General features: G+C 41.7%; 23 protein-coding genes. 16 read left to right on the top strand and 7 right to left on the bottom strand.

Annotation, left to right across the window (positions count from 1 at the left end; all coding sequences use genetic code 11):
- The first annotated feature begins 113 nt into the window (after window positions 1-113).
- Window positions 114-509 carry a VOC family protein gene (locus ACFEL9_RS22435; RefSeq protein WP_385894766.1) on the top strand — a complete coding sequence of 132 codons (396 nt, stop codon included), beginning with the start codon at window positions 114-116 and terminating at the stop codon, window positions 507-509.
- 49 nt (window positions 510-558) lie between these two features.
- Here ACFEL9_RS22435 and ACFEL9_RS22430 read toward each other — a convergent pair whose 3' ends face one another.
- Entirely contained in the window at window positions 559-3,954 is a 3,396-nt protein-coding gene (locus tag ACFEL9_RS22430) for a ThuA domain-containing protein (protein ID WP_385894764.1), read from the bottom strand.
- A gap of 262 nt (window positions 3,955-4,216) precedes the next feature.
- Between ACFEL9_RS22430 and ACFEL9_RS22425 the strand changes: the two genes are divergently transcribed.
- From ACFEL9_RS22425 to ACFEL9_RS22410, 4 genes are all read left to right on the top strand, one after another.
- On the top strand, window positions 4,217-4,828 hold the full coding sequence (locus ACFEL9_RS22425; protein WP_385894762.1) for a helix-hairpin-helix domain-containing protein: 612 nt from the start codon (window positions 4,217-4,219) through the stop codon (window positions 4,826-4,828).
- A 414-nt stretch (window positions 4,829-5,242) separates the two neighbouring features.
- The gene (locus ACFEL9_RS22420) at window positions 5,243-7,468 is read left to right on the top strand and encodes a B12-binding domain-containing radical SAM protein (RefSeq protein WP_385894761.1); all 2,226 of its coding nucleotides are present in this window, start codon (window positions 5,243-5,245) and stop codon (window positions 7,466-7,468) included.
- Between the two features lie 73 nt (window positions 7,469-7,541).
- Entirely contained in the window at window positions 7,542-8,417 is an 876-nt protein-coding gene (locus ACFEL9_RS22415; RefSeq protein WP_385894759.1) for an aldose 1-epimerase family protein, read from the top strand.
- 406 nt (window positions 8,418-8,823) lie between these two features.
- The gene (locus tag ACFEL9_RS22410; RefSeq protein WP_385894758.1) at window positions 8,824-9,267 is read left to right on the top strand and encodes a CBS domain-containing protein; all 444 of its coding nucleotides are present in this window, start codon (window positions 8,824-8,826) and stop codon (window positions 9,265-9,267) included.
- On the opposite strand, the gene ACFEL9_RS22405 is transcribed toward ACFEL9_RS22410, so the two are convergent.
- Both ACFEL9_RS22405 and recF read right to left on the bottom strand, forming a co-directional pair.
- Complete coding sequence (locus tag ACFEL9_RS22405; RefSeq protein WP_276502096.1) at window positions 9,261-9,542, bottom strand: DciA family protein; 282 nt, start codon at window positions 9,540-9,542, stop codon at window positions 9,261-9,263. The two genes, ACFEL9_RS22410 and ACFEL9_RS22405, sit on opposite strands and share 7 nt — an antisense overlap.
- A 79-nt stretch (window positions 9,543-9,621) precedes the next feature.
- Window positions 9,622-10,704 (bottom strand): DNA replication/repair protein RecF, encoded by a 1,083-nt coding sequence (gene recF / locus ACFEL9_RS22400; protein ID WP_385894756.1) that lies wholly within the window; start codon window positions 10,702-10,704, stop codon window positions 9,622-9,624.
- Between the two features lie 146 nt (window positions 10,705-10,850).
- Between recF and pdhA the strand changes: the two genes are divergently transcribed.
- The 4 genes from pdhA to ACFEL9_RS22380 all read left to right on the top strand — a co-directional run bounded on the left by pdhA (window position 10,851) and on the right by ACFEL9_RS22380 (window position 13,879).
- Window positions 10,851-11,846 carry a pyruvate dehydrogenase (acetyl-transferring) E1 component subunit alpha gene (gene pdhA, locus ACFEL9_RS22395; RefSeq protein WP_385894754.1) on the top strand — a complete coding sequence of 332 codons (996 nt, stop codon included), beginning with the start codon at window positions 10,851-10,853 and terminating at the stop codon, window positions 11,844-11,846.
- 95 nt (window positions 11,847-11,941) lie between these two features.
- The gene (locus ACFEL9_RS22390; protein WP_385894752.1) at window positions 11,942-12,631 is read left to right on the top strand and encodes a tetratricopeptide repeat protein; all 690 of its coding nucleotides are present in this window, start codon (window positions 11,942-11,944) and stop codon (window positions 12,629-12,631) included.
- Between the two features lie 4 nt (window positions 12,632-12,635).
- On the top strand, window positions 12,636-13,136 hold the full coding sequence (gene ribH, locus ACFEL9_RS22385; protein ID WP_385894750.1) for a 6,7-dimethyl-8-ribityllumazine synthase: 501 nt from the start codon (window positions 12,636-12,638) through the stop codon (window positions 13,134-13,136).
- Between the two features lie 23 nt (window positions 13,137-13,159).
- Window positions 13,160-13,879 carry a (Fe-S)-binding protein gene (locus ACFEL9_RS22380; RefSeq protein WP_385894749.1) on the top strand — a complete coding sequence of 240 codons (720 nt, stop codon included), beginning with the start codon at window positions 13,160-13,162 and terminating at the stop codon, window positions 13,877-13,879.
- A 146-nt stretch (window positions 13,880-14,025) separates the two neighbouring features.
- On the opposite strand, the gene ACFEL9_RS22375 is transcribed toward ACFEL9_RS22380, so the two are convergent.
- Window positions 14,026-14,580: a fasciclin domain-containing protein gene (locus ACFEL9_RS22375; protein WP_385894747.1), complete on the bottom strand. Its 555-nt coding sequence runs from the start codon at window positions 14,578-14,580 to the stop codon at window positions 14,026-14,028.
- A gap of 149 nt (window positions 14,581-14,729) precedes the next feature.
- On the opposite strand from ACFEL9_RS22375, the gene ACFEL9_RS22370 reads away from it, so the two are divergent.
- The 4 genes from ACFEL9_RS22370 to ACFEL9_RS22355 all read left to right on the top strand — a co-directional run bounded on the left by ACFEL9_RS22370 (window position 14,730) and on the right by ACFEL9_RS22355 (window position 18,416).
- Window positions 14,730-15,137, top strand: coding sequence for an EVE domain-containing protein (locus tag ACFEL9_RS22370; RefSeq protein WP_385894746.1), 408 nt, complete (start codon window positions 14,730-14,732; stop codon window positions 15,135-15,137).
- A 288-nt stretch (window positions 15,138-15,425) separates the two neighbouring features.
- Window positions 15,426-15,863, top strand: coding sequence for a hypothetical protein (locus ACFEL9_RS22365; protein ID WP_385894744.1), 438 nt, complete (start codon window positions 15,426-15,428; stop codon window positions 15,861-15,863).
- Between the two features lie 66 nt (window positions 15,864-15,929).
- Window positions 15,930-17,654 carry a vWA domain-containing protein gene (locus ACFEL9_RS22360; RefSeq protein ID WP_385894743.1) on the top strand — a complete coding sequence of 575 codons (1,725 nt, stop codon included), beginning with the start codon at window positions 15,930-15,932 and terminating at the stop codon, window positions 17,652-17,654.
- Window positions 17,655-17,723: 69 nt separating this feature from the next.
- The gene (locus ACFEL9_RS22355; RefSeq protein WP_385894742.1) at window positions 17,724-18,416 is read left to right on the top strand and encodes an SIR2 family NAD-dependent protein deacylase; all 693 of its coding nucleotides are present in this window, start codon (window positions 17,724-17,726) and stop codon (window positions 18,414-18,416) included.
- Here the strand turns inward: ACFEL9_RS22355 and ACFEL9_RS22350 are convergent.
- The gene (locus tag ACFEL9_RS22350) at window positions 18,413-19,843 is read right to left on the bottom strand and encodes a saccharopine dehydrogenase C-terminal domain-containing protein (RefSeq protein ID WP_385894740.1); all 1,431 of its coding nucleotides are present in this window, start codon (window positions 19,841-19,843) and stop codon (window positions 18,413-18,415) included. The genes ACFEL9_RS22355 and ACFEL9_RS22350 overlap by 4 nt on opposite strands.
- A 3-nt stretch (window positions 19,844-19,846) precedes the next feature.
- Between ACFEL9_RS22350 and ACFEL9_RS22345 the strand changes: the two genes are divergently transcribed.
- Window positions 19,847-20,422: a porin family protein gene (locus ACFEL9_RS22345; protein WP_385894739.1), complete on the top strand. Its 576-nt coding sequence runs from the start codon at window positions 19,847-19,849 to the stop codon at window positions 20,420-20,422.
- Between the two features lie 177 nt (window positions 20,423-20,599).
- Here ACFEL9_RS22345 and ACFEL9_RS22340 read toward each other — a convergent pair whose 3' ends face one another.
- Both ACFEL9_RS22340 and ACFEL9_RS22335 read right to left on the bottom strand, forming a co-directional pair.
- A complete protein-coding gene (locus ACFEL9_RS22340) occupies window positions 20,600-21,949 on the bottom strand; it encodes a hypothetical protein (protein WP_385894737.1) in 1,350 nt (449 codons plus the stop codon).
- On the bottom strand, window positions 21,950-22,147 hold the full coding sequence (locus ACFEL9_RS22335; RefSeq protein ID WP_385894735.1) for a hypothetical protein: 198 nt from the start codon (window positions 22,145-22,147) through the stop codon (window positions 21,950-21,952).
- 51 nt (window positions 22,148-22,198) lie between these two features.
- Between ACFEL9_RS22335 and gyrA the strand changes: the two genes are divergently transcribed.
- Both gyrA and ACFEL9_RS22325 read left to right on the top strand, forming a co-directional pair.
- A complete protein-coding gene (gene gyrA, locus ACFEL9_RS22330) occupies window positions 22,199-24,781 on the top strand; it encodes a DNA gyrase subunit A (RefSeq protein WP_385894734.1) in 2,583 nt (860 codons plus the stop codon).
- A 214-nt stretch (window positions 24,782-24,995) separates the two neighbouring features.
- Window positions 24,996-26,246, top strand: coding sequence for a hypothetical protein (locus tag ACFEL9_RS22325; RefSeq protein ID WP_385894732.1), 1,251 nt, complete (start codon window positions 24,996-24,998; stop codon window positions 26,244-26,246).
- Window positions 26,247-26,503 lie beyond the last annotated feature (257 nt).

Genomic DNA, 26,503 nt, shown 5'->3' with positions numbered 1-26,503 from the left:
ATAAAGTGGTTGATGAAGTGTTGAAAAGGCTTTGCTGTTTTCTAGGCGGAGTTTTATTTAAACCAGTATCAGCAATTTTTTTTCTGACTAGATTTGAAAGAAATTTTTATCGGATGCAACAACAAATTGTACAACTGGCCCTGGTTGTAAATGATTATGACGAAGCGATTGATTTTTACACTAAGAAGCTGAACTTCATTCTGAAAGAAGATACTGTATTAAGTGAAACAAAAAGATGGGTAGTAGTGAGCCCACCCGGATCGGGCGGATGTAGTTTATTATTGGCAAAAGCAGCAACAGCGGAACAAAAGACAAGAGTAGGAAATCAAACAGGCGGCCGGGTATTTTTATTTCTACACACAGATGACCTGGATAGAGATTACCAGCAAATGAAACAACAAGGAATATCATTTGTACGAAAACCAGCAAAGGAAGAGTGGGGCAAAGTAGCCGTATTCAGTGACCTGTATGGAAATCTGTGGGATTTGATTGAGCCAATTAAAAAATAAAAAGAGCCCTGCTTATTTTCATTACAGCAGGGCTCTTTTTCAAAACTTATTATTTTGCATTAAACCTGACTGCTGAAATACCAGCACCAGTAACAGCTTTTCCAGCTTGTGGTTTATATACAAAATAGAGTGTGTGAAATTTTTGGTCACTGATTGGATCGATTGAAATGTTGACCAATCCTTCCTTTTTATCTTTTTTCGGAACCGATAGTTTTCCTTTGCCCAGCAATTTACCATCTGGTGCATCAAGATGAAGCTCCAGTTCAATGTCGGCAGGAGTGATGTTTTGCCAACCAACAATGGCTGACAATGAACTTACATCCGTGAGATCGATGCTATCCAACGCAAACCAACCTTCCTGTTGCGGGATGATATAATAAAGCGTACTGTTGAAATAGAAAGAAGTGAAACTTTTCATCGGTTGTGCCGGCTTAAAGGCAACCCTATTCGATGGCAGACTAAATATCGAAGATCCGGTCAATGCTTTACTATTATTTCCACCCTTATCGGTGTAACTGGCGGAGATTACCATTGTGCTGGCCGGCTTTTTATCGGTTGCAGCAACAATGTTCCCGGATGCAGGCAATGATTTTTTCACCGGTTCTTTTTTTGCCAGTGATAATACATAGCTCACAATTTCTGAAAGATCTGATTTAGACATATTGGGATGAGATGCCATTGCCGTTTCGCCCCACACCCCTTTACTTCCGTTTACAATTTTTTGACTCAGGTAATTCGTTGCATCGGGATGCGTTTGATATTTCTCCGATACCTGCATGAAGGAAGGACCAATCGACTTCTCCGCTTCTTTGTGACAGCCCTTACAGTCGAGTGATTGCGTGAGGCTTTTACCGCTTAGCAATGCTTGTCCCTGTTGGTGTCCCATCGTTGCACCTGCTTTGTCAAAGCCTTCTACATAATCAACCGATACATATAAGTTGGCATTATCGATTTTAGCTGTATCATTATCTTTTATATTAACGGTGTAACCAACAGGTTTTCCTGGTAAATAAAAGGAGCGGTTGCCCGATGTTTGATCAATACTTACCATTGGGGTTTCATTACCTGCGTAGACGGCCGTTATATTACTAATGCTGGAATCACCTTTGCTATCTTTTACCACAACAGAGATTTTATAATCACCCGGTGTGTCAAACGTGTAACTAACCTCGGGTGTTTCCGTTTGTTTTGTTTTGCCATCACCAAAATTCCAGTTATAAGATAGTTTATCTTTTTCGGGATCGATAGCATCAACGGTTGCCTTCACCGTGAAAGGCAGGTTGCCCGATGTTTTATCGACAGCAATAGATTTTATCTTCGGCGCCCTGTTGCCGCTGTTGTAATCGATGCGGAATAAACCGGCGTCAGGATTTTGGGAAAACCAGCCATTGCCATATTCCAGGAAATACAGTTTACCATCAGGGCCAACTTCCATATCGATCAGGGCGTTTACTTTGATATCGGAAAGAAAGGGTTCCATCTTATCAAAATCACCATTGGACGTAAGCGTTACTGCTTTTATCCATCCCCTGATCCAATCGTAGATGATAAGTTTACCATTGTAATAATCGGGAAGTCTTGTTTCTTTCGGATACATGTCGGTGTAATAAACAGGACCAGCCATTGCATTACGGCCACCCGTTCCTACCTGTGGGAAATCACCAGATGCACCATAGGGGTACCAGATAAATGCCGGTTGTGCAGATGGTAACTCAGTAAGGCCTGTATTATTTTTCGAGTTATTAACCGGGTGTTGCGGATCATAAGCAGGACCTGCCTGCCCGGTAGCATAGTCATATTGACGATAAGCATAATTATTCCCAACAAAAAGCGGCCATCCAAAATAGCCGGCTTTGCGGGCCTGGTTCACTTCATCATAGCCTTTTGGTCCGCGGGAGTCTGAACTGTCATTAGCAGCATCAGGACCTACTTCACCCCAATAAAGATTTCCATTCTTTTGATCCACTGAAATACGATAGGGATTGCGGTTACCCATCACATATATTTCAGGTCTTGTTTTATCTGTTCCTTTAGGAAACAGGTTTCCATCAGGAATAGAATAGGTAGCATCTTCATTTATTTTTATCCGCAATATTTTACCCCTGAGATCATTGGTATTGCTCGATGAGCGACGGGCATCGTATTGTTGTTTGCCGGGTATATCATTCATGGGACCAAATCCACTGTTGACATATTTTGCACCGGGTTCATCAAAGGGAGTGGAGTTATCACCCGTTGAAACATACAATAATCCGCCAGGTCCAAATGCGATGGAGCCGCCGGTATGACAACAAATATTCCGTTGTGATTTTACTTCCAACACCGTTTTTTCAGAAGCCATATCGATGGTATCATTTTTCAGGGTAAACCGTGATAAGCGATTGACCGAACTGTCGATCGGGCTATAGTACATATACACCCAATTGTTTTTTTCAAAATTGGGATCTTTAGCCAGACCCATTAATCCTTCTTCTGCATTTACATTTGGAACAGTAGCTTTCCAATACACATTAAGAAAGCCTGCTTTTTGAATTTTCTTTGTTTCATTTTTATACAACAGAATTTCTCCGCGGCGCTGAACGATCAAAACATCCAGGTTGGGAAGAACAGTAATTTCTGTGGGTTCAAAAAACTCACCCTGCGACAATTGAGTTTTTGTAAAGCGGTCGTCATCCGGCGGGTACTGTGATTTGGCTTTGCTGTAATTCAGCTCTTCATTATCACTTATGGCATACTGAATGCCACCCAACAGATGTTTCAAATAAGTTGGATCAGCATATAGTTCTTCCAGGTGACCAAGGGCGGTATAAAAAGCACGGCCGCCATCATAGTTGTGATACCAGCTCATCGGGTGATTGGTTCCATTGGCACCGCCTTCATAGCTTGTTTCATCAATAGTGAGAATGACCTTTGTTTCGGGGTTTAATTTTTTGAAATTGTAGAGTTCATCTTTAACCTGCCAAATGGTATCGGTAAAAAAACTGGTAGCAGCAATGCTTTTGTCTTTGATGGTAAACTTAGCTTGCTGTGGTTTTGGATGGCTGAGGAAATAACCACCCACCAATCTGCCATACCAGCCCCAATCATATTCAGTATCGGTGGCGGCATGGATACCGACATAACCACCACCTGCCTGGATATATCGTTCAAAAGCGATTTCTTGACGGCTGTTCAACACATTGCCGGTAGTGCTTAGAAAAATTACGGCGGCATATTTTTTTAATGAATCCTCGTTGAAATAGTCTGCATTTTGGGTAGTGTCCACGTCAAAGCCGTTTTCAGCACCCAATTTTTGAATGGCGGCAACCCCGGTGGGAATGGAGCTATGAACAAAACCGGCTGTTTTTGAAAACACCAGCACCCGGGGTTTACCACTTCTTTTTTTGGAACAGGAAACTGCGAGGCAGGTAAAGGCTGTGAAAGCAATCAATAAGTAACTTTTCATAATTATGTTGGCTTCTAATGAGATCGGTAAATTTAGATGAAAAATGCAGCCAAAAGTGATGGATATTTAACCGAAACTTGTAAGATTTTATTTTGGTTGCTGATTTTTTGTACACATTCTGTGGAAAAGCGACATGCCAGTAGCGGGTTACCTTTGAACTGGCATGGTATTAAATTGCGATAACATAAGTTTTTTTAATATATCTGCAGGCCATTAAAACCGCATTCCTGCTAATTTTGCAACAAATAATAAGATTTGAGTTATGGGAAAGAAAGTAACGTTTACACTATCCGCCGAAACAGTCGGTGACGCCACCAGTGCATTACTACTAGGCGAATTTAATAATTGGAATTCTGACGATGGTATTATACTAAAGAAACAAAAAGATGGCTCCATGAAAGCCACGACCACACTGGAAGAAGGAAGGACCTACCAGTACCGTTATTTATTGAGCGATGGACGCTGGGTAAATGATCACCGTGCCGATGATTATGTGCCTGTCAATGGTTATCATGTTGAAAACTGCGTGATCTCTGTTCCTGTGGAAGAAGAAAAAAAAGCAGTTAAAGTTGAGAAGGCTCCAAAAGTAAAAAAAGCATCAGCGAAAACTGAAAAGATAGTTACCGCTGATGATCTTACCAAAATAGAAGGCATTGGTAAAAAGATCGCCGACCTATTGCAGGCTGAAAAAATTATCACTTTTAAAGATCTTTCGAAAGCCTCTGCAAAAAAGTTGAAAGGTATTTTAGAAGCTGCCGGCAGCAAATTTCAAATGCACGATCCCAGCAGCTGGCCCAAACAAGCTAAATTGGCTGCAGCTGAGAAATGGGAAGAGCTGGAAACATTACAGAAAGAATTGGTAGCAGGAAAATAAGTTTCGCTGAAGCATGAAATAAAAAAGCCCGGAGCATTTCGGGCTTCATTACATCTTATTGCCCTATTAATTTTAAAGACTGTTTTAGAACGGGAACACGGATCGGCACTGATGAAACAGATTTACACAGATAAAATCCGTGTAAATCTTTCAAATCCCTGTCCTGAACTTGTCGAAGGATCTGTGTTCTGGTTTTCATTTTTAAACAACTTCTTAGATTCGTTAAGACTAATTAAGTTGTAGCCTAAACAACACCACTTATTCGACTTAAGAAAGAAGAAGTTTAAAAAATTTTATTGCCCTAATAGTCATTGGTGATACATCAACAACTGTCATTCCTTGGTCGTGCGGGTGACAGACTAAGTTTTTCCTGCAAGGAATGAAGCCGTAGTTTTGCTCTTTAATTAACCAGGCTTGAGTGCAACTGTTTTTTTATTTACACCTCCATTTACCCAATTGAATACACCGTACCCCGCTACGGCTTATCTCAAAGGGTTTTTGAATACCAAAAACATTTCTTCTTTCCAGGCTGACCTGGGCATTGAAGTCACGCTGGCCATATTTTCAAAACGGGGACTAACGGATTTATTTGCGCATATTGAAAAAGAAGATTCTTCAACTGGTTCTCCGAAAGATTTGAAGGAGGTTTCTGCAAACGCCAGGCGCATCATCGCATTAAAAGACGACTATATCCGAAGCATCGATGATGTTATTCTTTTTTTGCAGGGACACAACCCTACATTGGCCCATTTAATTTGCAAACGGGATTTTTTACCGGAAGCGTCCCGCTTCGCACAGATCGATGACCTGGATTGGGCCTTCGGATCAATGGGCATACAGGACAAAGCAAAACATCTTGCCACCATGTACCTCGAAGACCTGTCGGATCTTATCAAGGAATGCGTGGATGATCATTTCGGATTTAGCCGTTATGCAGAGCGATTAGGCCGTTCGGCCAATAGTTTCGATGAACTATATGAAAGTTTGCAACGACCCTTTACGTATGTTGATGCGATATTGATTGATATTTTGAAAAAACATCTTGAATCAACAAAGCCTAAACTCGTTGCTATTTCCGTTCCTTTTCCCGGTAATCTTTATACATCGCTGCGCTGTGGGCAATGGATAAAACAAAACTATCCCGCTGCAAAAGTGGTGATGGGCGGAGGTTTTGCCAATACTGAATTACGCTCTGTCTCTGATCCCCGGGTATTTGAATTTTATGATTTTATTACGCTTGACGACGGAGAAGCACCGATAGAAAAACTGGTTGAACATGTAGAGGGGAAAGCAACAGTCTCAGCATTAAAACGAAGTTTCGCATTGATCGACGGCCAGGTTACCTATCTGAATAACAGTCTTTGCAGGGACTATAAACAAGCTGATGTAGGAACACCTGATTATACTGATCTTTTACTGGATAAATATATTTCAGCCATTGAAGTGGTTAATCCCATGCATCGCTTGTGGAGCGATGGCCGGTGGAATAAACTCACCATGGCGCATGGATGTTATTGGGGCAAATGTACTTTCTGTGATATTTCATTGGACTATATAAAAGTGTATGAACCCATTGCTGCCTCCATACTTTGTGACCGGATGGAGGAGATAATGGCAACAACGGGGCAAAACGGGTTTCATTTCGTAGACGAAGCAGCACCACCAGCCATGATGCGGGCACTGGCATTAGAGATATTGAAAAGAAATCTGACCGTTAGCTGGTGGACAAATGTCCGGTTCGAAAAAAGTTTTACCCGTGATCTTTGCTTACTGCTAAAAGCCTCCGGATGTATTGCTGTTTCCGGCGGCCTGGAAGTTGCTTCTGACAGGTTATTGGCTTTGATACAAAAGGGAATTACGGTATCACAGGTAGCAAGAGTAAATAAACACTTCACCGATGCCGGCATTATGGTGCATGCCTATCTCATGTATGGTTTTCCCACGCAAACAGCACAAGAGACCATTGACTCATTGGAGATGGTGAGACAAATGTTTAAACTGGGAATATTACAATCTGCCTTCTGGCACCAGTTTACTATGACGGCACATAGCCCCGTGGGAATGGACCCGGCAAAATATAGTGTGAGCAAAGTGACAGAAGCGATGGGAAGTTTTGCAAACAATGATATTGAACATATTGACCACACAGGGACCGACCACCCGGCATTCGGATATGGATTGGCTAAATCATTATTAAACTATATGCACGGCACTCACCTGAATGATCCGTTGCAACATTGGTTTGATTTCAAAGTGCCCAAAACTACTATTGATCCAAACTATATCGCCAATGCGCTGAATGAATATGACAGTAGTTCTTCCAAACCTACGACCAAAGTGCTATGGCTGGGGAAGGAGGCGGGAATTGACTATTTCACACAATCAAAAAAAGGAAATACGAGAGAGATGGCGAGCCTTTCTTTTATCACCAAAAAAGAAACACAAGAGATAAAAGTAAACAAGGCGCAGGGCGAATGGCTGGCGTCGGCATTACCAAAACTCTCCATTCACAATGCAAAGATGCTTACAGTGCAGGACTTAAAAGAAAGTTATGAGGCAGCAGGATTAGAGGATTTTGAATTATTTTGGGATAATAAACCGGTGAGTAATTTGTATAAATATGGATTGCTCAGGCTATAGAAAATTATCGTGTTTGATTCATCCCGTACTTTGGCTTTGACGATTGGCTATTTCAAAATAAAAGTATCTGTCTATGTTCACATTGGAAAACGAATATCTTAAAATAGAGATCAACGCAAAGGGGGCGGAGCTCAACAGCATTTACAATAAGAAAAAAAATATCGAATACATGTGGAGTGGCGACCCTGCTTTCTGGGGTAAAAAGTCTCCGGTATTATTCCCGATTATCGGTTCATTAAAAAACGATACGTATTATTTCGAAAACAAGGCTTACCAGTTGAGCCGTCATGGTTTTGCAAGAGACATGGAGTTTGAATTGACTAATCAAAATGCATCTGCTATCACTTTCACCTTAATCCGGAACAATGTTACGCTAGAAAAATATCCTTTCCAGTTTAAGTTTGATATTATTTATTCCATAAAAGACAACCAGTTAAAGGTGATTTATCGCGTTGTGAATAAAGGCGACATCAATCAAAAGTTATATTTCTCCGTAGGCGGACATCCTGCGTTTAAGCTGCCGGTATTAGCTGGTACTACTTATACCGATTATTGGCTGGAGTTTAATAAAAAAGAGAATGCAGGCCGTTGGCCAATTTCAGCTGAAGGTTTAATAAAAGAGCAACCAATACCATTGATGACGGACACCAACCGATTGCCGCTCGCAAAAGAGTTATTTTATACCGATGCAATCGTTTTTAAAAAGCTGAGATCGACGAGTGTGAAACTTGTATCAGGTCAATATGGTGAAATTTTTGATTTTGATTTTACCGGTTTTCCCTACCTCGGCATATGGGCGGCGAAAGGCGCCGACTTTATTTGCATAGAGCCCTGGTGTGGCATTGCAGACAGCGTCAACAGCACCCAGCAGCTAATTGAAAAAGAAGGAATCAATGTGCTCGATTCAACTGACCAGTTTGAGAAAAGCTGGACATTTACCGCCTATTAAAATTGTTGACAGATTATACTAGCGCTACTCATTCTTCACATCCCGGTGTTTGGAATTGATGCAGGCTCAAAAGCATGACGGGCACTTTTTCGGTTGCTATTGGCCTGTTTTCAACACCTGCGGAGGATATGAGCGATAGAAAAATTTTGGTGTGATAAATATTGTTGTAACATCGTTACCGGTACAACAAAAAGATTGAAAGTCAACCCCTCCCGAAAGATTAAAAAAATTTTATTCTAAATACGGCCATGGCTTATTTTTTGCTGAGCAAAGGCGGAGTATTTACAGCAGCAAAAAAAATAGTTCCCCTCGAATTTAAGGCTTTAGAATGTCGTAACTTGCTCATTCCGACGTGAGACATACCCGTGAATTGAACCTATTGTTTAACCCAATAAACCTTCATTGTATGGAAAACGTAACTGTACTTCTCGCCAAGAAGCAATCCCACTTTAACAAGATCTCTCCGAACTGCACCATTAGTGACGCATTGTGCAGAATGAGTTGTCAGAACACCGACTACCTGATTGTGATGGATGAAGATGAACGATTTTTAGGCCTGTTGACGGAACATGATATTGCGACAAAAACTATTTTTAACAACCGGTCTATCACACTGACCAAAGTAAATCAGCTAATGAACACACGTTGGCCTGTAGCCGATGCTGAGGATACTGTTGAAGATGTAATGATGTTGATGAGCCGGTATAATGTACGCTACGTACCTGTATTTAAAAACCTGAATTTTTTGGGTGTCGTTTCTTTAGAAGATGTTTTGCAGGAAGCTGTGAGTCACCGAAACGCCATTTTTGACAATGGCGATAAAAAAATTACGCTGAGTTATTCTTACTGAATCACAACTTCTTTTATTACTTTTTGTCCCAGGGCCTCATTTACCCGTAGAATGATTTTTTCTTTCTGGTAAATGAGTTCCTGTTTTAAGGGGGCCACCTGCGTAGTGATGATAAGTTTATCGCCAAAAATCTGGAGCTTATCGGTATACCGGGCAATTGTTTTTCCCATAATCTTCTCCCATACGTCTTCGATCTGCATAGCCTGGATATCACCTTTTATCCGGCTTTGATTTAAGAATTGCTGAATGGCAGAACCGAGTGAATATTGCCCCATGTGGCAAAGGTAAAAGGTTTAAGGTTTAAAGTTTGAGCTTGTTTGACAAGCGACGAATAAGAATTTCGTTACGCTATCACTAAAGAACTATCATTTGAAAATCAGGCGTTATGCTTTTTAAATGTTCCCGCAACCTCTCCTCATTCGTATCTGTAATAAAAACCTGCCCTTCATTTTCGGTACACACTCTTTGCAACAGGTTGCCAATGCGGTCCTCATCTAGTTTTTCAAAAACATCATCCAGCAACAACAGGGGAGGGAAGCCCTTTTCCTTTTGCAGCACTTCCATTTCGGCCAGCTTTAGCGCAAACAAAAGACTTTTTCGCTGGCCCTGTGAGGCAATTGTGCGAAATGGTTGGGCTCCCAGGTTTATTTCAATATTATCGCGGTGAATTCCCGTGGTGGTCCGCTGCGCAAAACAGTCCTTTTGACGGGTGGTCGTTAATAGTTCTTCAAAACCAGCTTCCAGCAATTCACTTTCGTAAAACAAACTGATATCTTCCTGCTGGCGGGCTATGTCGAGATACAAATGTTTTACAGCTGGCAAAAAGGAGATCAAAAAATCTTTTCGCTTATTAAAAATATGTTCGCCGGGCTTAATTAACTGTTGATCCAGTACATCCAGCAGTGCCCAATTCCGGTTACCCGATTCAGCAAAAGCTTTCAATAATGAATTTCTTTGTTGCAATACTTTAGTATAGGTGATAAGGTTCTGCAGGTAAGTCTCATCCAGTTGTGAAAGCATGGAGTCAAGAAACTTTCGCCTTTCCTCACTGCTACCGGTTATCAGTGTGGCATCGTCGGGTGCGATCACCACGCAGGGGTAACGGCCTATATGTTGTGAAAATTTATCATAAGATTGGTCATTTACCAGGAATTCTTTTTTGCCCGTTTCCCGTAAAATGCAAACCGCTTTTTCCGGTTTATCCTGCAAGGAAAAATTTCCCTCGATTCTAAAGCCAGTCCTGCCTTGTTGAGTGCTGCTGGCATCGGCCCGTGTGAAGTAGCTTTTGGTAAAACAGAGATAGTGAATGGCGTCCAACAGGTTGGTTTTACCTACTCCGTTATTACCGCAAATACCGACTATCCGGTGGCTGAAATCAAATGCCTGGTTCGTGTAGTTTTTGAACTGGAACAACGATATGGAATGAAGCTGAAGCATTAAACTGCAATATAAGTTCTAAGTTTTGAGTTCAGCTAAAGTCTAAAAGGAGTTATTTTCAGGCAGATAGGGGCCAAAAACTTTAAAACACGGAACTTCAAAACTTTGCAACTTTCCCTTATTTTTGCCCCTCAAATTTTTAACCCTTGGCTACCAAATTTTCTAAAGAGACATACCTGTACTGGTACGAGTTAATGCAGTTGATCCGCCAGTTTGAATTAATGGCAGAAGAAAAGTACAAAATGGAAGGTAAGATCCGTGGTTTTTTTCATGCCTATATCGGTCAGGAAGCGATTGCTGCCGGATGTATGACTGCTACAAAACCTGAAGATCTTTTTATTACAGCATATCGTGATCACGGATTGGGTATTGCCAAAGGCATTAGTGTGGATAGCTGTATGGCCGAGTTGTATGGTAAAGCTACCGGCTGTGCGAAAGGTAAGGGCGGCAGCATGCACTTTTTTGGGAAAAAAGAAAACTTTTATGGCGGACATGGTATCGTAGGTGCTCAAATTGGTACGGGTACCGGCCTTGCTTTCGCGGAGCGATATCGTGATACGGACAATGTGGTGCTTTGCTTTTTTGGTGATGGTGCAGCCCGCCAGGGTATCCTGCACGAATCATTTAACCTGGCCATGTTGTGGAAATTACCGGTCATATTTATTTGCGAGAATAATAACTACGCAATGGGTACATCGGTGGAGCGTACTTCCAATGTAGTCGATATCTATAAATTGGCAGATGGCTATGAAATGCCCGCTGATGTTATCGACGGTATGCAACCCGAAGCTGTACATGAAGGTGTGGCCAGGGCAGTAAAAAGAGCGAGAGAAAAAGGTGGCCCTACACTGTTGGAAATAAAAACTTATCGCTACAAAGGACATTCTATCAGTGATCCGCAGAAATACCGTACAAAAGAAGAAGTAGACGAGTATAAATTAAAAGACCCGATACAGATAGTCCGCAAAACTATCCTCGACAATAAATTTGCTACTGAAGAGAGCCTGAATGTAATTGATAAAAGAATTGATGAAACAGTAACAGCATCGGTAAAATTTGCGGAAGAAAGTCCGTGGCCAAATGATGACGAAGTATTAAAAGACGTGTACGTGGACCAGAATTATCCATTTATAATTGACTAATCCAATAAGCCACAAAAAATAACTGGCGAATCAAATTAGCCAATCATTCACTTATTGCCATATTATAAAATACAAAATAAAACAAGCAACATAAAATGTCAGAACAGAAAAATGTGCAGGGTGTTGAATCTGGAGACGTAGCACTTGCCAAAGCGAAAGATTTTTGGACAAGAAATAGTAAACCTATCCTTATTGTTGGTACGGTACTGGTTTTACTGGTAGGTGGCTATTGGGGCTATAAGAACCTGGTACAAAAACCTAAAGAAGAAAAAGCAGCTGACGCATTATTTAAAGCGGAAGATTATTACCGCAAAGATTCAGTCAATGCAGCGTTAAATGGAGATGGCCAATCAATGGGCTTTCTTAAGATCATCAGCAAGTACAGCGGTACCGGGGCAGCTAACCTGGCTCATTTCTATGCGGGTAGCTGCTATATTAAAATAGACGACAATACCAATGCCATCAAACATTTGAAAGAGTTCAGCAGCGATGCAAAGCAAATACAGCAAAGAGCTTATAAGTTATTAGGTGATGCGTCAGCTGACCTTGGTAAAAATGATGATGCATTGGATTACTATAAAAAAGCGGCACATCATTTTGAAGAGGACCAGGCAAACTCTGCAGAAGCTTTATTCCTGGCAGCTTACCTCGCTGACCGGGTGATGAAAAATCAAAAAGAAGCAATTGCATTATACAAAGAATTAAAAGAAAAATATCCAAGAACACAGCAAGGTTTTGATGCAGACAATTACCTGGCACAATTAGGTGTTTACAACGTGAATTAATTTTATGGCTGATATAGCAAACAGCAAACTTTTACAGATTGATACAGGCATCCTTGACATTGAGGATGCCTGTGTTGTTTTGGTGAAAACAGAATGGAACGCCGCTATTGCAGATGAACTGGAACGGAGAGCGATCGCAGAACTAGAAAATCATAAAGTCAAAAAAATAGTTTCGATCACTGTGCCCGGTGCTGTTGAAATTCCTTTTGCCATTAAAAATTATTGGGATAACACGGTGAAAAAAAAATTGCCGCATGCTTTTATCGCCCTTGGCTGCGTGATTCGTGGTGATACGCCACATTTTGAATATGTATGCCAGGCCGTAACGGAGGGGATAACCCAATTAAATCTAAGCCTGCCTGTTCCGGTTATATTTGGTGTACTGACTGTGAATAATGATGAGCAGGCCCGGGAAAGAATAGGCGGAAAGCATGGACACAAAGGAAGTGAAGCGGCTATTACAGCTCTTAAGATGATCTCCTTATCCCGTTCCTTTAAAAAGTAGTTGTTACTTTAAGTAAACCAGGCATGAACGTTCAACTTTTTATACCCTGCTTTGTAGACCAGCTTTATCCTGATACTGCATTTAACATGATAAAAGTGTTGGAAAAAGCTGGCTGTACGGTTTCTTATAATACTGACCAAACCTGCTGCGGTCAACCGGCTTTTAACGCTGGCTTTTGGGATGAATCAAAATCAGTATGTACAAAATTCCTGAAAGACTTTGAGGGCAGCGATTATATCGTAGCACCCAGTGCAAGTTGTGTCGGGTTTGTTCGTAATTACTATGGAAAACTTTTTGATAATTCGTCGCAGCACAACGATGTAAAAAATATCGGCAACCGCATTCACGAATTTTCAGAATTTATGATCAACGTGCTGCAAATTGAAAACGTAGGCGCTGAACTGAATGGTAAAGCCACCTATCATGATAGCTGTGCGGGATTGAGGGAGTGTAAAATCAAGACAGAACCACGTAAACTTTTGTCGCATGTAAAGGGCCTGGAAATAGAGGAGATGAATGACGTGGAGACATGCTGTGGTTTTGGCGGAACCTTTGCCGTCAAGTTTGAAGCCATATCGATCGGTATGGGAGAACAGAAAGTAGAAAATGCGTTGGCTACCGGAGCTCAGTACCTTATTTCAACCGACCATTCCTGCCTGATGCATCTTCATGGTTACATAAAGCAAAAAGGTTACAATCTAAAAACGCTTCACCTGGCGGATGTGCTGGCCAATGGTTGGTGAATAGAACCACAATTCCTGGGACTTAAAAAAGATTATAAGGAAGAAGGAGCAGGTATCGCTGCTCCTTCTTTACGTTTTTAGGCGACATGAACCATTTTTTCCCCCATTAATCCATTCAAATCTGGTAAATCGTGGTTCTGCTTTTCCTACGGCATCAAAACATGATCTACAACATGGATCACACCGTTACTCTGATAAACGTTTGGGATTGTGATAGTGGCCATTCCGCCTTTTTCATCTTTCACCCACCATTTACCATCTTTTTTCATCACCCATAATTTGCCGCCGGCAACAGTAGTCAGTTCAGCAGTACCATTTCCTTTTTTCATCCATTTTTCCATTTCATTTGAATCCAGTTTCCCGGCTACAACATGGTAGGTGAGGATGCCCGTAAGTTTTTCTTTATTCTCCGGTTTCACCAATGATTCTACCGTGCCTGCAGGCAGCATATCAAAAGCTGCATTGGTAGGAGCGAAGACAGTAAAAGGTCCGGCTTCCTGCAACGTTTCAACCAGCCCCGCTGCTTTTACAGCAGCTACCAGTGTAGTGTGGTCATTAGAGTTCATCGCATTTTCAACAATGTTTTTGGAGGGATACATCGCGGCTCCACCAACTTTTACCGTTTTTTCTTTTTGTGCATACGATACATTCATCAGTGTTGCCGCTAGCAGAGCAAAACCGATTGCTTTAATTGATTTCATAAAATTGTTGCTTTTAGGTTTTGATTAATCAGGCTGTGCAGCCCATCGCATACAAATACGGGAAAGGATAAAAGATTGGTTTTTAAAAATCCATTCTTTATTTATTCACTTCGGATTATTTTTGAAATCTAAATACAACATTTAAACGTATGGCATACTGGCTCGCAAAATCAGAACCTTCTACCTACAGTTGGGATCAACTGGTAAAAGACAAGCAAACTGTTTGGGATGGCGTTCGTAATTATGCTGCAAGACTTCACCTGAGAGCTATGAAGAAAGGCGATGAGGTTTTGTTCTATCACAGCAATGAAGGGACCGAGATTGTTGGGATTGCTAAAGTGGCAAAAGAGGCATACCAGGATCCCACAACAAAAGACGATTGGTCAGCCGTGGATCTGAAACCTCATAAAAAATTAAAAAAGCCGGTAACACTGGCGCAGGTAAAAGCCGACAAGCGATTAGCGAATATGGCTTTGGTAAGACTGGGACGGTTATCCGTTCAACCAGTTACTGAAGAAGAATGGAAAATAGTGATGGAGATGGCCGGAGAAAAATGAGTTGCTGACTTTATAAATAAAAGGCTTGGGAAAAGGTTTGTTCGAACAGGGCAAACCTTTTTTAATAATAAAAGTTAAGAGCAATCAGCAGCTAAATATTTTTTATAAGCAAGGGTTACTTTTTTATTAATTGTGGAATCAATGGTTGAAGTCTCACCTCAATACCATATGAACTAAGCCATAAAAATTATTGCAGACCTCTTAAAGGTTCGATGTTCAGGACAGGCCGTTGAATATCGGCAGTAGCTTTTATTGACTCTTCTTCAACAACCATTAAAAATAGCACATATGAAAAAAGTATTTATCGGGCTGCTGATAGCAGTAGCCGGAGCAGTAACCTATTACTTGTTGCAAAAGGAAAATAAACCTGTAACCAGCAATACGGTCGACCAGGAAAAGATCATTGGCAAATGGAAATTAGATTCGTTATATGCCTTGAAAGATTCCGCGAATAATTCCATGCTGGGCATCATTGGGATTATTGAACCGGATCTAAAGAAATACAATTATGAATTTAAAAAAGACGGCACTATTACACTTTCAGTGGGAGACTCATTGACTACAAATAGTTCCCGCTATGAATGGAATAAAAACAATCAGCTTACCTGGAAAGAACATCCTGCAGATACAACCGGCGAGCTGTTTACAGTTTTCTTTCCAAATAACAATAACCTTGAGTTACACTCCGCTGACAGCGTTGTTTTGCAATTCACGAAAGTGAAATAAAGGTTTACTCTTTTATGCAAAAACAAAGACAAAGCATCTCTTAATTACAACACAACACTTTTTGCCATGAAAATATTACTTACTGTATTGGCAGCATTGCTGCTACTGATCTTTATTGCCTGTAATGAACGGGCAAATACAAATTCTTCAAAAGAAAAAGCAGACCAAGTAGAGAAGGTGACAATAAAGAGTGTGACAACAGGTCATCTCCAGGAACCTCCGACAGGCGGTAAGCCATTTCAAAAAAATGAGGCCGCAAAACTTGCACCTCCAATGATTGTAAAAGACAGAGAAATATCTGAGGCCAGACAGGATGGCTTAGCTGACGAAGGAGTCGCTTTTATGAAAATTGAAGAAGAGAAAGAACATTTTAATTCCGAAGAATATGACAATATCGTTGAAAATAAGTTTTTTGCCGCTACACAAAATCCGCTTTCTACTTTTTCCATTGATGTGGATGAAGCAGCTTACAGCAACGTACGCCGATATTTACAAAATGGCTCCATTCCCCCTGCAGGTGCAGTAAGGATAGAGGAAATGATTAATTATTTTGAGTACACCTATCCCAAGCCGATGAGCGATGAACCCTTCACTGTAAATACGGAAATGTCAGATTGCCCGTGGAATCAAAAGCACCGTTTGATACATATCGGCTTACAGGGAAAAGAAATTCCTGTTGAGAATCTACCGCCTGCCAACATCGTGTTTTTAATTGATGTATCCGGATCAATGGATGAACCAAATAAGCTGCCACTAGTACAGGCGTCCATGAACATGCTAACCGACCAGCTGCGTGAAAAAGATAAGGTGGCAATTGTAGTATATGCCGGCAGTGCTGGGTTAGTGTTGCCGTCTACCAGCGGCACTAATAAGGTGAAAATAAAAGAAGCTATTAATAACCTGGAAGCCGGTGGATCAACTGCCGGTGGTGAAGGGATAAAGCTGGCCTATAAAGTAGCCCGTGAAAACTTTTTGAAAGAAGGTAACAACCGCGTCATACTTGCAACAGATGGTGACTTCAATGTAGGGGTAAGCAGCGATGATGAAATGGTTAGATTGATAGAAACGGAAAGAAAATCCGGAGTCTTCCTTTCTGTATTGGGTTATGGAATGGGAAACTACAAAGACAGCAAAATGCAGCAATTGGCGGATAAAGGGAATGGCAATCACTCTTATATCGATAATATAAATGAAGCGAGAAAGGTGCTGGTAAATGAATTCGGAAGCACATTATTCACCATCGCAAATGATGTGAAGATCCAGATCGAGTTCAACCCGGTCAATATACAGGCTTACCGGCTGATAGGCTATGAAAACAGGATATTAGCTGATGAAGACTTTAATGACGACACAAAAGACGCCGGTGAATTAGGCTCGGGACATACTGTTACCGCTCTTTATGAAGTGATACCAGCGGGGATAAGAGATGATTTTACAAAATCGATTGATTCGCTAAAATATCAAAGCAATGAAAAAAGAATAACCGGTAATAGCAATGAGGTCATGACCATTAAACTTCGTTATAAACAACCAAATGGAGATATAAGTAAGTTAATTTCAAGTACAGTAATAGACAACCATATTAACTTGAACAATACTTCCGACAATTTTAGATTTGCTGCGGCGGTGGCTGAATTCGGGTTGTTGCTGAGAAATTCAGCTTTCAGGCAACAATCAAACTACCAACAGGTAATTGCTTTAGCTAAAAGTGCAAAAGGAAGTGATATAAATGGTTATCGATCAGAGTTTGTACAATTGGTGCAGTCGGCAGTTTCTCTTGCCAAGAATTGATCGCTTTGATTTTTAAATTGGAGACATGTGGCAACTCATGTCTCCAATTTTTGTCACTAATTTTGATTCATGACAAAAAAGAAATTAGTTGTTCTTACCGGTGCCGGCATCAGTGCTGAAAGTGGTTTGAAAACATTTCGTGACAGCGACGGACTTTGGGAAGGCTATGATGTCACGGAAGTGGCTACTCCAGGAGCATGGAGAAAAAATCCGCAGTTAGTCCTTGACTTTTATAATATGCGTCGCAGGGACGTGGCAGCAGCAAACCCTAATGCGGCACATATTGGTCTAGCCGCATTGGAAAAGGATTTTGACGTGACAATCATTACGCAAAATATTGATGACTTGCACGAGAGGGGAGGTTCTACTAAGGTGATGCATTTGCACGGCGAAATATTTAAAATGAGAAGCGAGCGGGATCACGGTCTCATCTATGATATCCGCACCGATATGAAATTAGGTGACAAGGCGGAAGACGGTGCCCAGCTTCGACCTAATATCGTTTGGTTCGAAGAACCGGTACCCATGATAGAAGAGGCAATACCAGTGGCAAACAGTGCCGACATCTTTGTGGTGGCTGGCACTTCATTGGTTGTTTACCCGGCAGCAGGCCTGGTTAACTATGTACCTGCTTTTACTCCAAAATTTATTATTGATAAAAGAGTTCCGGACACCAATCATTTTAAAAATCTGACTGTTATCGAAAAGCCGGCTACAGAGGGTATAAAAGAGTTGCAGTCGCTACTAAAGCAATTGATCTAAGCGTATTGTTCGTCAAATTTTATATTTGCCAGCTGCAGTTCTTTCAACACGGGTTCGTAAATTTCTTTTATTGTTGGAATGTGCAGGCCCGGCGTTTTTATAGTTCCATTCAATATCAGTTTAGCTGCAATACCCAGTGGTAGTCCCACTGTTTTGGCCATGGCGGTATGCAAACTGTTTTCGCCTTTCACTACCAGTGAGCTTTTTGTTGACGACTGTACACCATTTATTTCATAAACAAATTCATGAAGCATTACGATCATATCGCTGTCATGAGGTTGCAGGGCGAGATTGTTCTCCAAAACATATTGCATTACATCGGCAGCGCTGGAAAGATTGGAAGGAACCCTGTCGTCACTTAGCAATCCAATAAACGCAAACATTTTTTTGATCAATGCTTCCTCCTTTGCAGGTACATACCGGTTCAAAAAATCATCAAAGCCGGTTGCATCAGTTCGCAATGCTATGGTTTTGTCGAGCCAATTTTTAAAACTGATGTTCTTTTCATTGGTTAATACGGCTGACTTCTCTTCATCTGTCAATGCTGCCTTCACTACGTAATTCCAGGCCTTGCAAAAAGCAGGATGCCGCAATGTTGTCCGGATAAAGGTGGCAGCTTCATTCAAACAGTAAACCGGGATATACGAAAGTGAATCCCGGTTGGGGTAAAAAGCAAAATCACCCAAACCCGGAACCGTTACCATTTCATCATTGTCAAAAAGTTTCTCATAAGGCACTTTACACACTTCATTATCCTGTTTGTAAACCGCACCGGCTTTTCCTGCCATGACGATATTGCGGGGATTCCAGCTTATTTTATAATGCCAGGGGTTGTCATCACTTTCGGGTGCTACCAATCCACCGCAATGCGATTTGAACGAAATGATTTTTCCACCCTTTGCATGAATTTCATCAATAATTTTCATGGCACTCATATGATCGATGCCCGGATCAAGTCCCATCTCGCACAAAAAAATCAATTGCTTGTCCGCTATTGCAGTTTTCATTCGTTGAATATGTTCGTCAACATATGATGCAGTAAGCAGGTGTTTGGAAAAATGAACACAGTCTTGTGCAACTTCGCTATGCAGTACGGGTGGCAGCATAGAGATAACAATATCAGCGGCAGCGATCTTATTTCGTCGCTGTTCCCCGTCCATTATATCAAACGAAACAGGTGTACCAAAGGGAGAGTCGTTAATTTTGTCGATAGCCAGTTGCAGGTTGGCATCGGCTACTGTTACATGCCATTTTTCTTTTTTTGCATTGGCCAATAAATAATCGATTAGTACTGTTGCAGATTTTCCTGCTCCAAACAACATGATTTGCTTCATGCGGCAAATATCCGGATAAATCCGTTGGCACTTTATTTGGGAGTTAATGACAGTTACTACTATTAAAAAAGAATTAATGATTAAATGACCCATTTTATGAAAAAAACAATTTTGTTCTTATTCCTTTTGGCTGGTACTGCTACGTATGCGCAAAGTGTGACGGCAGGCATTAAAGCCGGAGCTAATATTTCCAACTTCAGCGGCGGAGATTTTGATGTAGTAAAGAAAAAAGCAATCGTTGGTTTTCACGGTGGTGGCTTTTTAAACTTTTCGTTTGGGGCATTATCTCTACAACCGGAAGCATTGATCTCAACGCAGGGTGCCCGTATTGATAGCGTAAGCAGAAGCTATGATTGGAAGCTGACTTATCTCACCGTACCCGTTATGTTGAAACTGAGATCGCCGGTTGGCTTTTACGTGGAAGCCGGCCCGCAGGTTGGTTTTAAGTTAGGTGAAAATGTAAGCGATGAAACCATCGGTAATTTCGCCAAAGACCTTGACCTGTCTGCCGGTGCGGGATTGGGTTTTCAAACAAAAGGTGGCTTGGGTGTCGGCGCCCGTTACCTGGTAGGGCTGTCCAAGGTAGGAGATTTTGAACCTTCATCCGGTATTGACCCTGATTTTAAAAACAGTGTGATACAGGTAGGTCTTTCTATCGGGCTAGGGAAATAATTAAGTGATTTTTCTTTTTCTTAATCCCGGAGTCAACGGTACAATGAATAACCGTTGGCTCTTTTTTTTCGGAAGTAACACCTTTTCCAGGATAATAAATCTGCATAGACAAAACGAAGAGGAAAGCTATCAAAGCGATGTGTTCAACAACATCAGCTTTTCACAGTTTAATTTCTATTAGTAACGGCCGGCAACATCACCAGCACTTTGCTTACTGTCAATGTTGATAATTCTATAGGAAACTTTTATACCCCGGTTGGTATCTGGTATCCGGATAGTAGCGGAAGAATTTGCTGCGATGGATTTGAAGTTGATATTTTCTGTGCGTAAAGGTTCTTCACTTGGTTTCAGGTATTGCAATTCTACAATCACATGATCCAATTCGTATTTCGAATTATTGGTGACCGTCAGGAAGAGGTTCCGGATACCGCCAAAGGCAACTATTTTATAATCATTACTGGATACTGAAACCTGGTCACGCAAACTAGTCTTGTTTGTTTTTACCTGTGCTGATTTTTCTTCGGTCACAGCGGCGATGTCTTCATCGGCATTTCTGAGTTTCCTGCTTCGTTCGCTGGTTATTTCATCAACCTCGGATGATGGTGGTGTTTGACGGTTATCAAAGACGGGTTTCTGTTTGGGAACAATCAGCATTGTTTCCTTCCTGATCTTTAAGGTTGTTGTTTCTTCACCGGTATTGCCGGGCTGAACATTATTCGATGCAACCTTTTCATTCTTTTTAGCACTAGTACCGGTGACGGGGGGCAATTCGTTTGCCGGTTCGTTCTGTGTTCCCGGCTGTTCCTCTGCCGGCTGGCTAAGCGCAGTATTGGTGACGGCCGTATTTGTCTTCACCATCTCATTGGCAACCTTGTCTTCTTTCCCGTTATTGGAACGGATCGCCAGGCCCGCCAGGACGCCCACGACTATAAGCCCAACAACAATACCCGCTTTTTTTGCCCAACCTAACCAAATAGTTTTTTTGGCCATCCTGCTTTTACGATCCTGCAGCGTTTTTACATACATCTCTTTGATCTCATCAAGAGGCTGTGAATATTTTATTTCTGCAACAGGGGCTGTTTCTGTAATGGAAATAACAGGCGGGGGAGTCATCTTTTTTTGAAGCTCTTTTCCCGCAGGCCTTTCAGCTACTATCGGCCTTTCGGTCACAACTTGCTTTTGATTGGGAAGTGTTATAAATACGGAACGTCTAGGTGAGAATACCGGCTCTTCTTTTTTTTCTATCGGGGCATATTTTAAATACTCTTCCCTGACAGGTGGTTCTTCTTTAATCTCAGCCTCCGGTTCACTTTCCATTTCATTTCTTTTGAAAAAACGATCGAATGGCTGCTCTTCAATCAGGGGAGCAAAAGATTTTAGCTCCTCGATTTCGCCGGGATAACGCCAGGCAGCACTTCTGCCTTCCACCCAGATAAGATCATAGGGTTTTAATCCGGCTTTCCGTAGGTCTTCCACTGAGAATGGACCAGTTTCCTTGTTATCACGAAGCAATAAATAGCTTGCCATTTATGGGTTCTCTTTGGTAGTGCTAAGTAAACGAAAATTTATGCCGCCAAGTGCCAAAGGCTTGTTATAAATCAAGAGTTCTAACAGTTCAGCAATAATCCACAAGGGTGGAAAAATAGGGTAAAAAACAGTTTCTTTTATCAGGTTTTGAGCTTCAAAAAAGGTAGATTTGCCAGCCTTTGAAAACCCTTTATTCATAAGGACTTATTACAAAAAAACAATCGTTTAAACAGTCACGAAAAAGAGCACATGGAAGATAATTTTGAACCGCAGGAAACCAGCGACATTAACAGGATCATCCCCGTTAATATAGAAGAGCAGATGAAGACGGCCTATATCGACTATTCGATGTCGGTAATTGTGGGCCGTGCATTGCCTGATATCAGGGATGGCTTAAAGCCTGTTCATCGCCGGATTCTTTTTGCGATGAATGAATTGGGATTGCGATCTAACCGTCCGTTTAAAAAATCGGCCCGTGTCGTAGGAGAGGTGTTGGGTAAATATCACCCGCATGGCGATATGTCTGTTTATCATGCCATGGCCCGTATGGCCCAGCAATGGAACATGCGGTACATGATGGTAGACGGCCAGGGTAACTTTGGTAATGAAGATGGTGATGGCCCGGCGGCTATGCGTTATACGGAGGTAAGACTGCAGAAAATTGCCGAGTATATGTTGGAAGATCTTGACAAAGACACTGTCGACTTCCAACTCAACTTTGATGACTCAGAGAAAGAACCCACGATTTTACCAACACGTATTCCTTACCTGATTATAAACGGTTCCAGTGGAATCGCGGTCGGTATGGCTACGAATATTATGCCGCACAACCTGTCTGAAGTAATAGATGGCTGTGTTGCATTTATTGATAACCGGCAGATAACAGTAGAGGAGCTGATGCAGCATGTGAAAGCGCCTGACTTCCCAACAGGTGGTATCATCTATGGCATGGAAGGCATCAAAGCGGCGATGCAAACCGGTCGTGGCCGTGTGGTATTGCGTGGTAAGTTGCATGTTGATGCAAAACCAAGTGGCCGTGAGCAGATCATTATCACCCAGGTGCCCTACCAGGTAAACAGGGATGAACTCACTAACCGTATAGGTGTATTGGTAAATGAAAAAGTTATTGAAGGCGTTGCCCATGTCAACAATGAATCAAACAATAAAGAAGGAACCCGCATTGTGATCGATTTGAAAAGAGATGGTGTTCCTAATTTAATCATCAACCAGCTGTATAAGCATACTGATCTTCAAACTTCCTATGGTATTAACAATGTAGCCATCGTAAAAGGACGTCCGCGGACACTGAACATAAAAGAAATGATCAGTGAGTTCGTGGAGTTTCGCCATGAAGTGGTCGTTCGCCGTACACAATATGAATTAAGAGAAGCGGAGAAAAGAGCTCATATCTTAAAAGGTTATTTGATAGCCCTGGATCACCTTGACGAAGTGATAGCCCTGATCCGTGCTTCGGCTACACCTGACATAGCTAAAGATAATTTAATCAACGCTGGTTGGGGACTGGATGAGATACAAGCCAAAGCCATCCTGGAGTTGCGCCTGCAACGGTTGACCGGCATGGAAAGAGAAAAGATCAAAGAAGAGCATGATGAACTGATGAAACTGATCACACATTTGAAAGAAGTATTGGCCAATGAGGGGATGCGTTTTGACATCATCAAAACCGAGTTGCTGGAAGTGAAGGATAAATTTGGTGATGAAAGAAGAACGGAGATCACTTATCTCGATGATGAGATGAGTCTCAAAGACCTGATCAAAGAGGAAGACGTGGTGATCACCATTTCGCATTTGGGTTATATCAAACGTACACCGGCTGAAGAGTACAGGGCGCAAAAGCGTGGTGGTCGCGGAGCCATGGGCGGAAGAACAAGGGATGAAGATTATATCGAACATCTTTTTGTAGCATCTACGCATCATACCCTTTTATTTTTTACCGAAAAAGGAAGATGCTACTGGCTAAATGTATACCAGGTGCCGGAAGGAGAGAAGGCTGGTAAAGGCAGAGCCATACAAAACCTGATTCAAATTCCATCTGATGACAAGGTAAGAGCCATCATTGATGTGCGGGATTTGAAAGATGAGGAATTCGTTAAATCGCATAATATCGTACTTTGTACCAAGAAGGGTATTATCAAAAAAACCGAACTCCAGGATTTCAGCCGTCCCCGTTTAACCGGAGTCAATGCAATCAATATTATAGAAGGCGATGAGTTGCTTGAAGCAAAGATGACTGATGGCAAATGCGAGATCATGATGGGAGTGAAGAGTGGCAGAGCCATTCGTTTTTCCGAAGAAAAAGTAAGAGCAACGGGGCGTGGTGCAATCGGTGTTGCGGGTATTGAAGTAGATGACGCAACCGACGAAGTAGTTGGTATGATTTGTGTAAATCCAGAAATGGATGCATCAAAAACAGTGCTGGTAGTGAGTGAAAAGGGTTATGGAAAGAGAACGAAAGTGGATGAGTACCGGTACACCAACCGCGGCGGAAAAGGGGTCAAAACAATCAATGTAACAGAAAAGACAGGTAAGCTGGTGGGCTTGATCGCCGTGGACGAATCGCAGGATATGATGATTACCTGTAAAAGCGGTGTTACCATCCGGATGAAGGTGGCTGATATCAGTGAACAGGGAAGGGCCACACAGGGTGTGAAGCTGATCCGTCTTGATGATGGAGATGAAATAGCCGCTATTACCCAGTTGGATGACCAGGAGCAACCCGAAAATGGATCAACGAACGGCTTGGGAAATGAGCTGCCTGACGCAACGAATGGAAATGAAAATTCATCTTTGGATGGTACAACGGAACAGTAAAAGAAATTTTATCAATTTAAATTTGAAAAAATGAGCCGGCTGTGGAATTGCCCAATGGCTCAATAACAATAACAAAAAACATATGAAATGAGCCACGATAATGCTTGTCACCAACCGGCATAGATTATTTGGCGAACCTGTCTGCCGACAGGCAAGATTTCATCCCGGAACAAATCCGGGACTAGTTATGGCTAAAAACAATAAAAAATAACAAATGAAAAAAGTCACATTCGCCTTACTGATGCTCATGGCTGCTTTTATGGTAAAAGCACAGAGTTATGATGAGATCAAACAATTTGTAATGCTTGGCCAATATAAAAAAGCAAAAGAGGATGTAGATAAAAGAATGACCAATGCAAAATTTGCCAGCAAGCCTGAGGCTTATATTTTAAAGTCTACTATTTATGCCGGTCTTGCAGCAGACAGCGCAACCCTGCATACACCTGAAGGTGCAGCACTCAGGACTGAAGCCGAAGCCGCCTTTAAAAAATACCAGGAAATGGAACCAGGCCTTGCCTTGTTAAAAGATCCGGTATACAAAAATTCGCTGGTCAATATTTATTCCGGCTATTTCAATGTTGGCTACAAAGAATATGAAGCTAAAAAATTTGCTGAGGCTTATGAATCATTTAAAAAAGTAAATGATTACTCAGCCCTGTTGAGCAGCCAGCAATTGCTGACCAGCCCGCTGGATACCAATGCCGTTATTCTTGCAGCAATTACCGCCGAAAACAGCAATCAAAAAGATGAAGCATCTAAATATTATGCAAAGCTGGCCGATGCAAAAGTAACCGGTGCTAACTATGAAAGCATTTACCGCTTCCTGGTCACACATTATTTCACTAAAAAGGATATGGCCAATTTTGAAAAATATAAGGCATTAGGCAAAGAGCTTTATCCCAACAGCGAATTCTTCACCTATGATAAAACTGATTTCGCGGTGGGCCTGGAGTCAACCTTTGAAGCCAAAGTAAAATCACTGGAAGAAGTGCTGGCCAAAGATCCTACCAACTACAAAGCCAATTTATCACTCGGCCAGGTATTGTATGATACATTGAATTCAAAAGTAGAAGGAGCAGTGCCTCCGGCTAATGCGGAAGAGATTGAGAAAAAAATGGTAGCGGCTTTCACTGCTGCCGCGGAAGCGAAAGCCGATGAGCAACTGCCTTACCTGGTAATCGGTGACTACTTTGTAATGGTGAAAGCTGAAAAAGTAAAAAAATCAGATAAGAAATACGGTGAATACCTGGAAGCAGGTCGGGTGCCTTATGAAAAAGCAGCCGCAATATTTGCCAAAAAAGGAAACCTGAACAGCGCTGATAAGCAACAATACAAAAAAGCAGCCGGTTTCCTCGAGGACATTTATAACTACAAAAAAGAACAGGCAAAAGGAAAACCTGCTGAGATTGCAAAATATACAGCAGAGGCTAAGAAATGGGGCGACCTTTACCTGAGCATTAAATAATGCAGAACGATTTATTTATGAAAGAGCCGCTTCACGAAGCGGCTTTTTTATAGCCAGGGCTTGCCGAAAGTATTTTCTATAGTTTATCTTTCGATAAGCAGACTCCGGTTACTTTCTTTTTCTTTTAACAAAAGAAAGTAACAAAGAAAATTCAAGGTCAATTCCCTGCCTGCCGGCAAGCTGGTATGCGGTACATTTCCTTATGTCAAAATTAATTTCCTCTGCAGAATTGGCCGATGAGAACAAGATGAAAGCTG

The sequence above is a fragment of the Terrimonas alba genome (assembly GCF_042434975.1).
Taxonomy (GTDB): domain Bacteria; phylum Bacteroidota; class Bacteroidia; order Chitinophagales; family Chitinophagaceae; genus Terrimonas_B; species Terrimonas_B alba.
The sequence above is the reverse complement of the archived record's forward strand: the minus strand, read 5'-3'. Positions and strand labels throughout refer to the sequence as shown.

What these genes read in the sequence shown, in the direction of transcription:
- ACFEL9_RS22335 (WP_385894735.1), bottom strand. Translation starts at nt 22,147, where the DNA reads ATGAATAAAGGGTTTTCAAAGGCTGGCAAATCTACCTTTTTTGAAGCT.
- ACFEL9_RS22350 (WP_385894740.1), bottom strand. Translation starts at nt 19,843, where the DNA reads ATGGGTCATTTAATCATTAATTCTTTTTTAATAGTAGTAACTGTCATT.
- ACFEL9_RS22355 (WP_385894742.1), top strand. Translation starts at nt 17,724, where the DNA reads ATGACAAAAAAGAAATTAGTTGTTCTTACCGGTGCCGGCATCAGTGCT.
- ACFEL9_RS22410 (WP_385894758.1), top strand. Translation starts at nt 8,824, where the DNA reads ATGGAAAACGTAACTGTACTTCTCGCCAAGAAGCAATCCCACTTTAAC.
- ACFEL9_RS22345 (WP_385894739.1), top strand. Translation starts at nt 19,847, where the DNA reads ATGAAAAAAACAATTTTGTTCTTATTCCTTTTGGCTGGTACTGCTACG.
- ACFEL9_RS22365 (WP_385894744.1), top strand. Translation starts at nt 15,426, where the DNA reads ATGAAAAAAGTATTTATCGGGCTGCTGATAGCAGTAGCCGGAGCAGTA.
- ACFEL9_RS22425 (WP_385894762.1), top strand. Translation starts at nt 4,217, where the DNA reads ATGGGAAAGAAAGTAACGTTTACACTATCCGCCGAAACAGTCGGTGAC.
- ACFEL9_RS22340 (WP_385894737.1), bottom strand. Translation starts at nt 21,949, where the DNA reads ATGGCAAGCTATTTATTGCTTCGTGATAACAAGGAAACTGGTCCATTC.
- ACFEL9_RS22380 (WP_385894749.1), top strand. Translation starts at nt 13,160, where the DNA reads ATGAACGTTCAACTTTTTATACCCTGCTTTGTAGACCAGCTTTATCCT.
- ACFEL9_RS22430 (WP_385894764.1), bottom strand. Translation starts at nt 3,954, where the DNA reads ATGAAAAGTTACTTATTGATTGCTTTCACAGCCTTTACCTGCCTCGCA.
- ACFEL9_RS22415 (WP_385894759.1), top strand. Translation starts at nt 7,542, where the DNA reads ATGTTCACATTGGAAAACGAATATCTTAAAATAGAGATCAACGCAAAG.
- gyrA (WP_385894734.1), top strand. Translation starts at nt 22,199, where the DNA reads ATGGAAGATAATTTTGAACCGCAGGAAACCAGCGACATTAACAGGATC.
- ACFEL9_RS22405 (WP_276502096.1), bottom strand. Translation starts at nt 9,542, where the DNA reads ATGGGGCAATATTCACTCGGTTCTGCCATTCAGCAATTCTTAAATCAA.
- recF (WP_385894756.1), bottom strand. Translation starts at nt 10,704, where the DNA reads ATGCTTCAGCTTCATTCCATATCGTTGTTCCAGTTCAAAAACTACACG.
- ribH (WP_385894750.1), top strand. Translation starts at nt 12,636, where the DNA reads ATGGCTGATATAGCAAACAGCAAACTTTTACAGATTGATACAGGCATC.
- ACFEL9_RS22360 (WP_385894743.1), top strand. Translation starts at nt 15,930, where the DNA reads ATGAAAATATTACTTACTGTATTGGCAGCATTGCTGCTACTGATCTTT.
- ACFEL9_RS22325 (WP_385894732.1), top strand. Translation starts at nt 24,996, where the DNA reads ATGAAAAAAGTCACATTCGCCTTACTGATGCTCATGGCTGCTTTTATG.
- ACFEL9_RS22370 (WP_385894746.1), top strand. Translation starts at nt 14,730, where the DNA reads ATGGCATACTGGCTCGCAAAATCAGAACCTTCTACCTACAGTTGGGAT.
- ACFEL9_RS22435 (WP_385894766.1), top strand. Translation starts at nt 114, where the DNA reads ATGCAACAACAAATTGTACAACTGGCCCTGGTTGTAAATGATTATGAC.
- ACFEL9_RS22375 (WP_385894747.1), bottom strand. Translation starts at nt 14,580, where the DNA reads ATGAAATCAATTAAAGCAATCGGTTTTGCTCTGCTAGCGGCAACACTG.
- ACFEL9_RS22390 (WP_385894752.1), top strand. Translation starts at nt 11,942, where the DNA reads ATGTCAGAACAGAAAAATGTGCAGGGTGTTGAATCTGGAGACGTAGCA.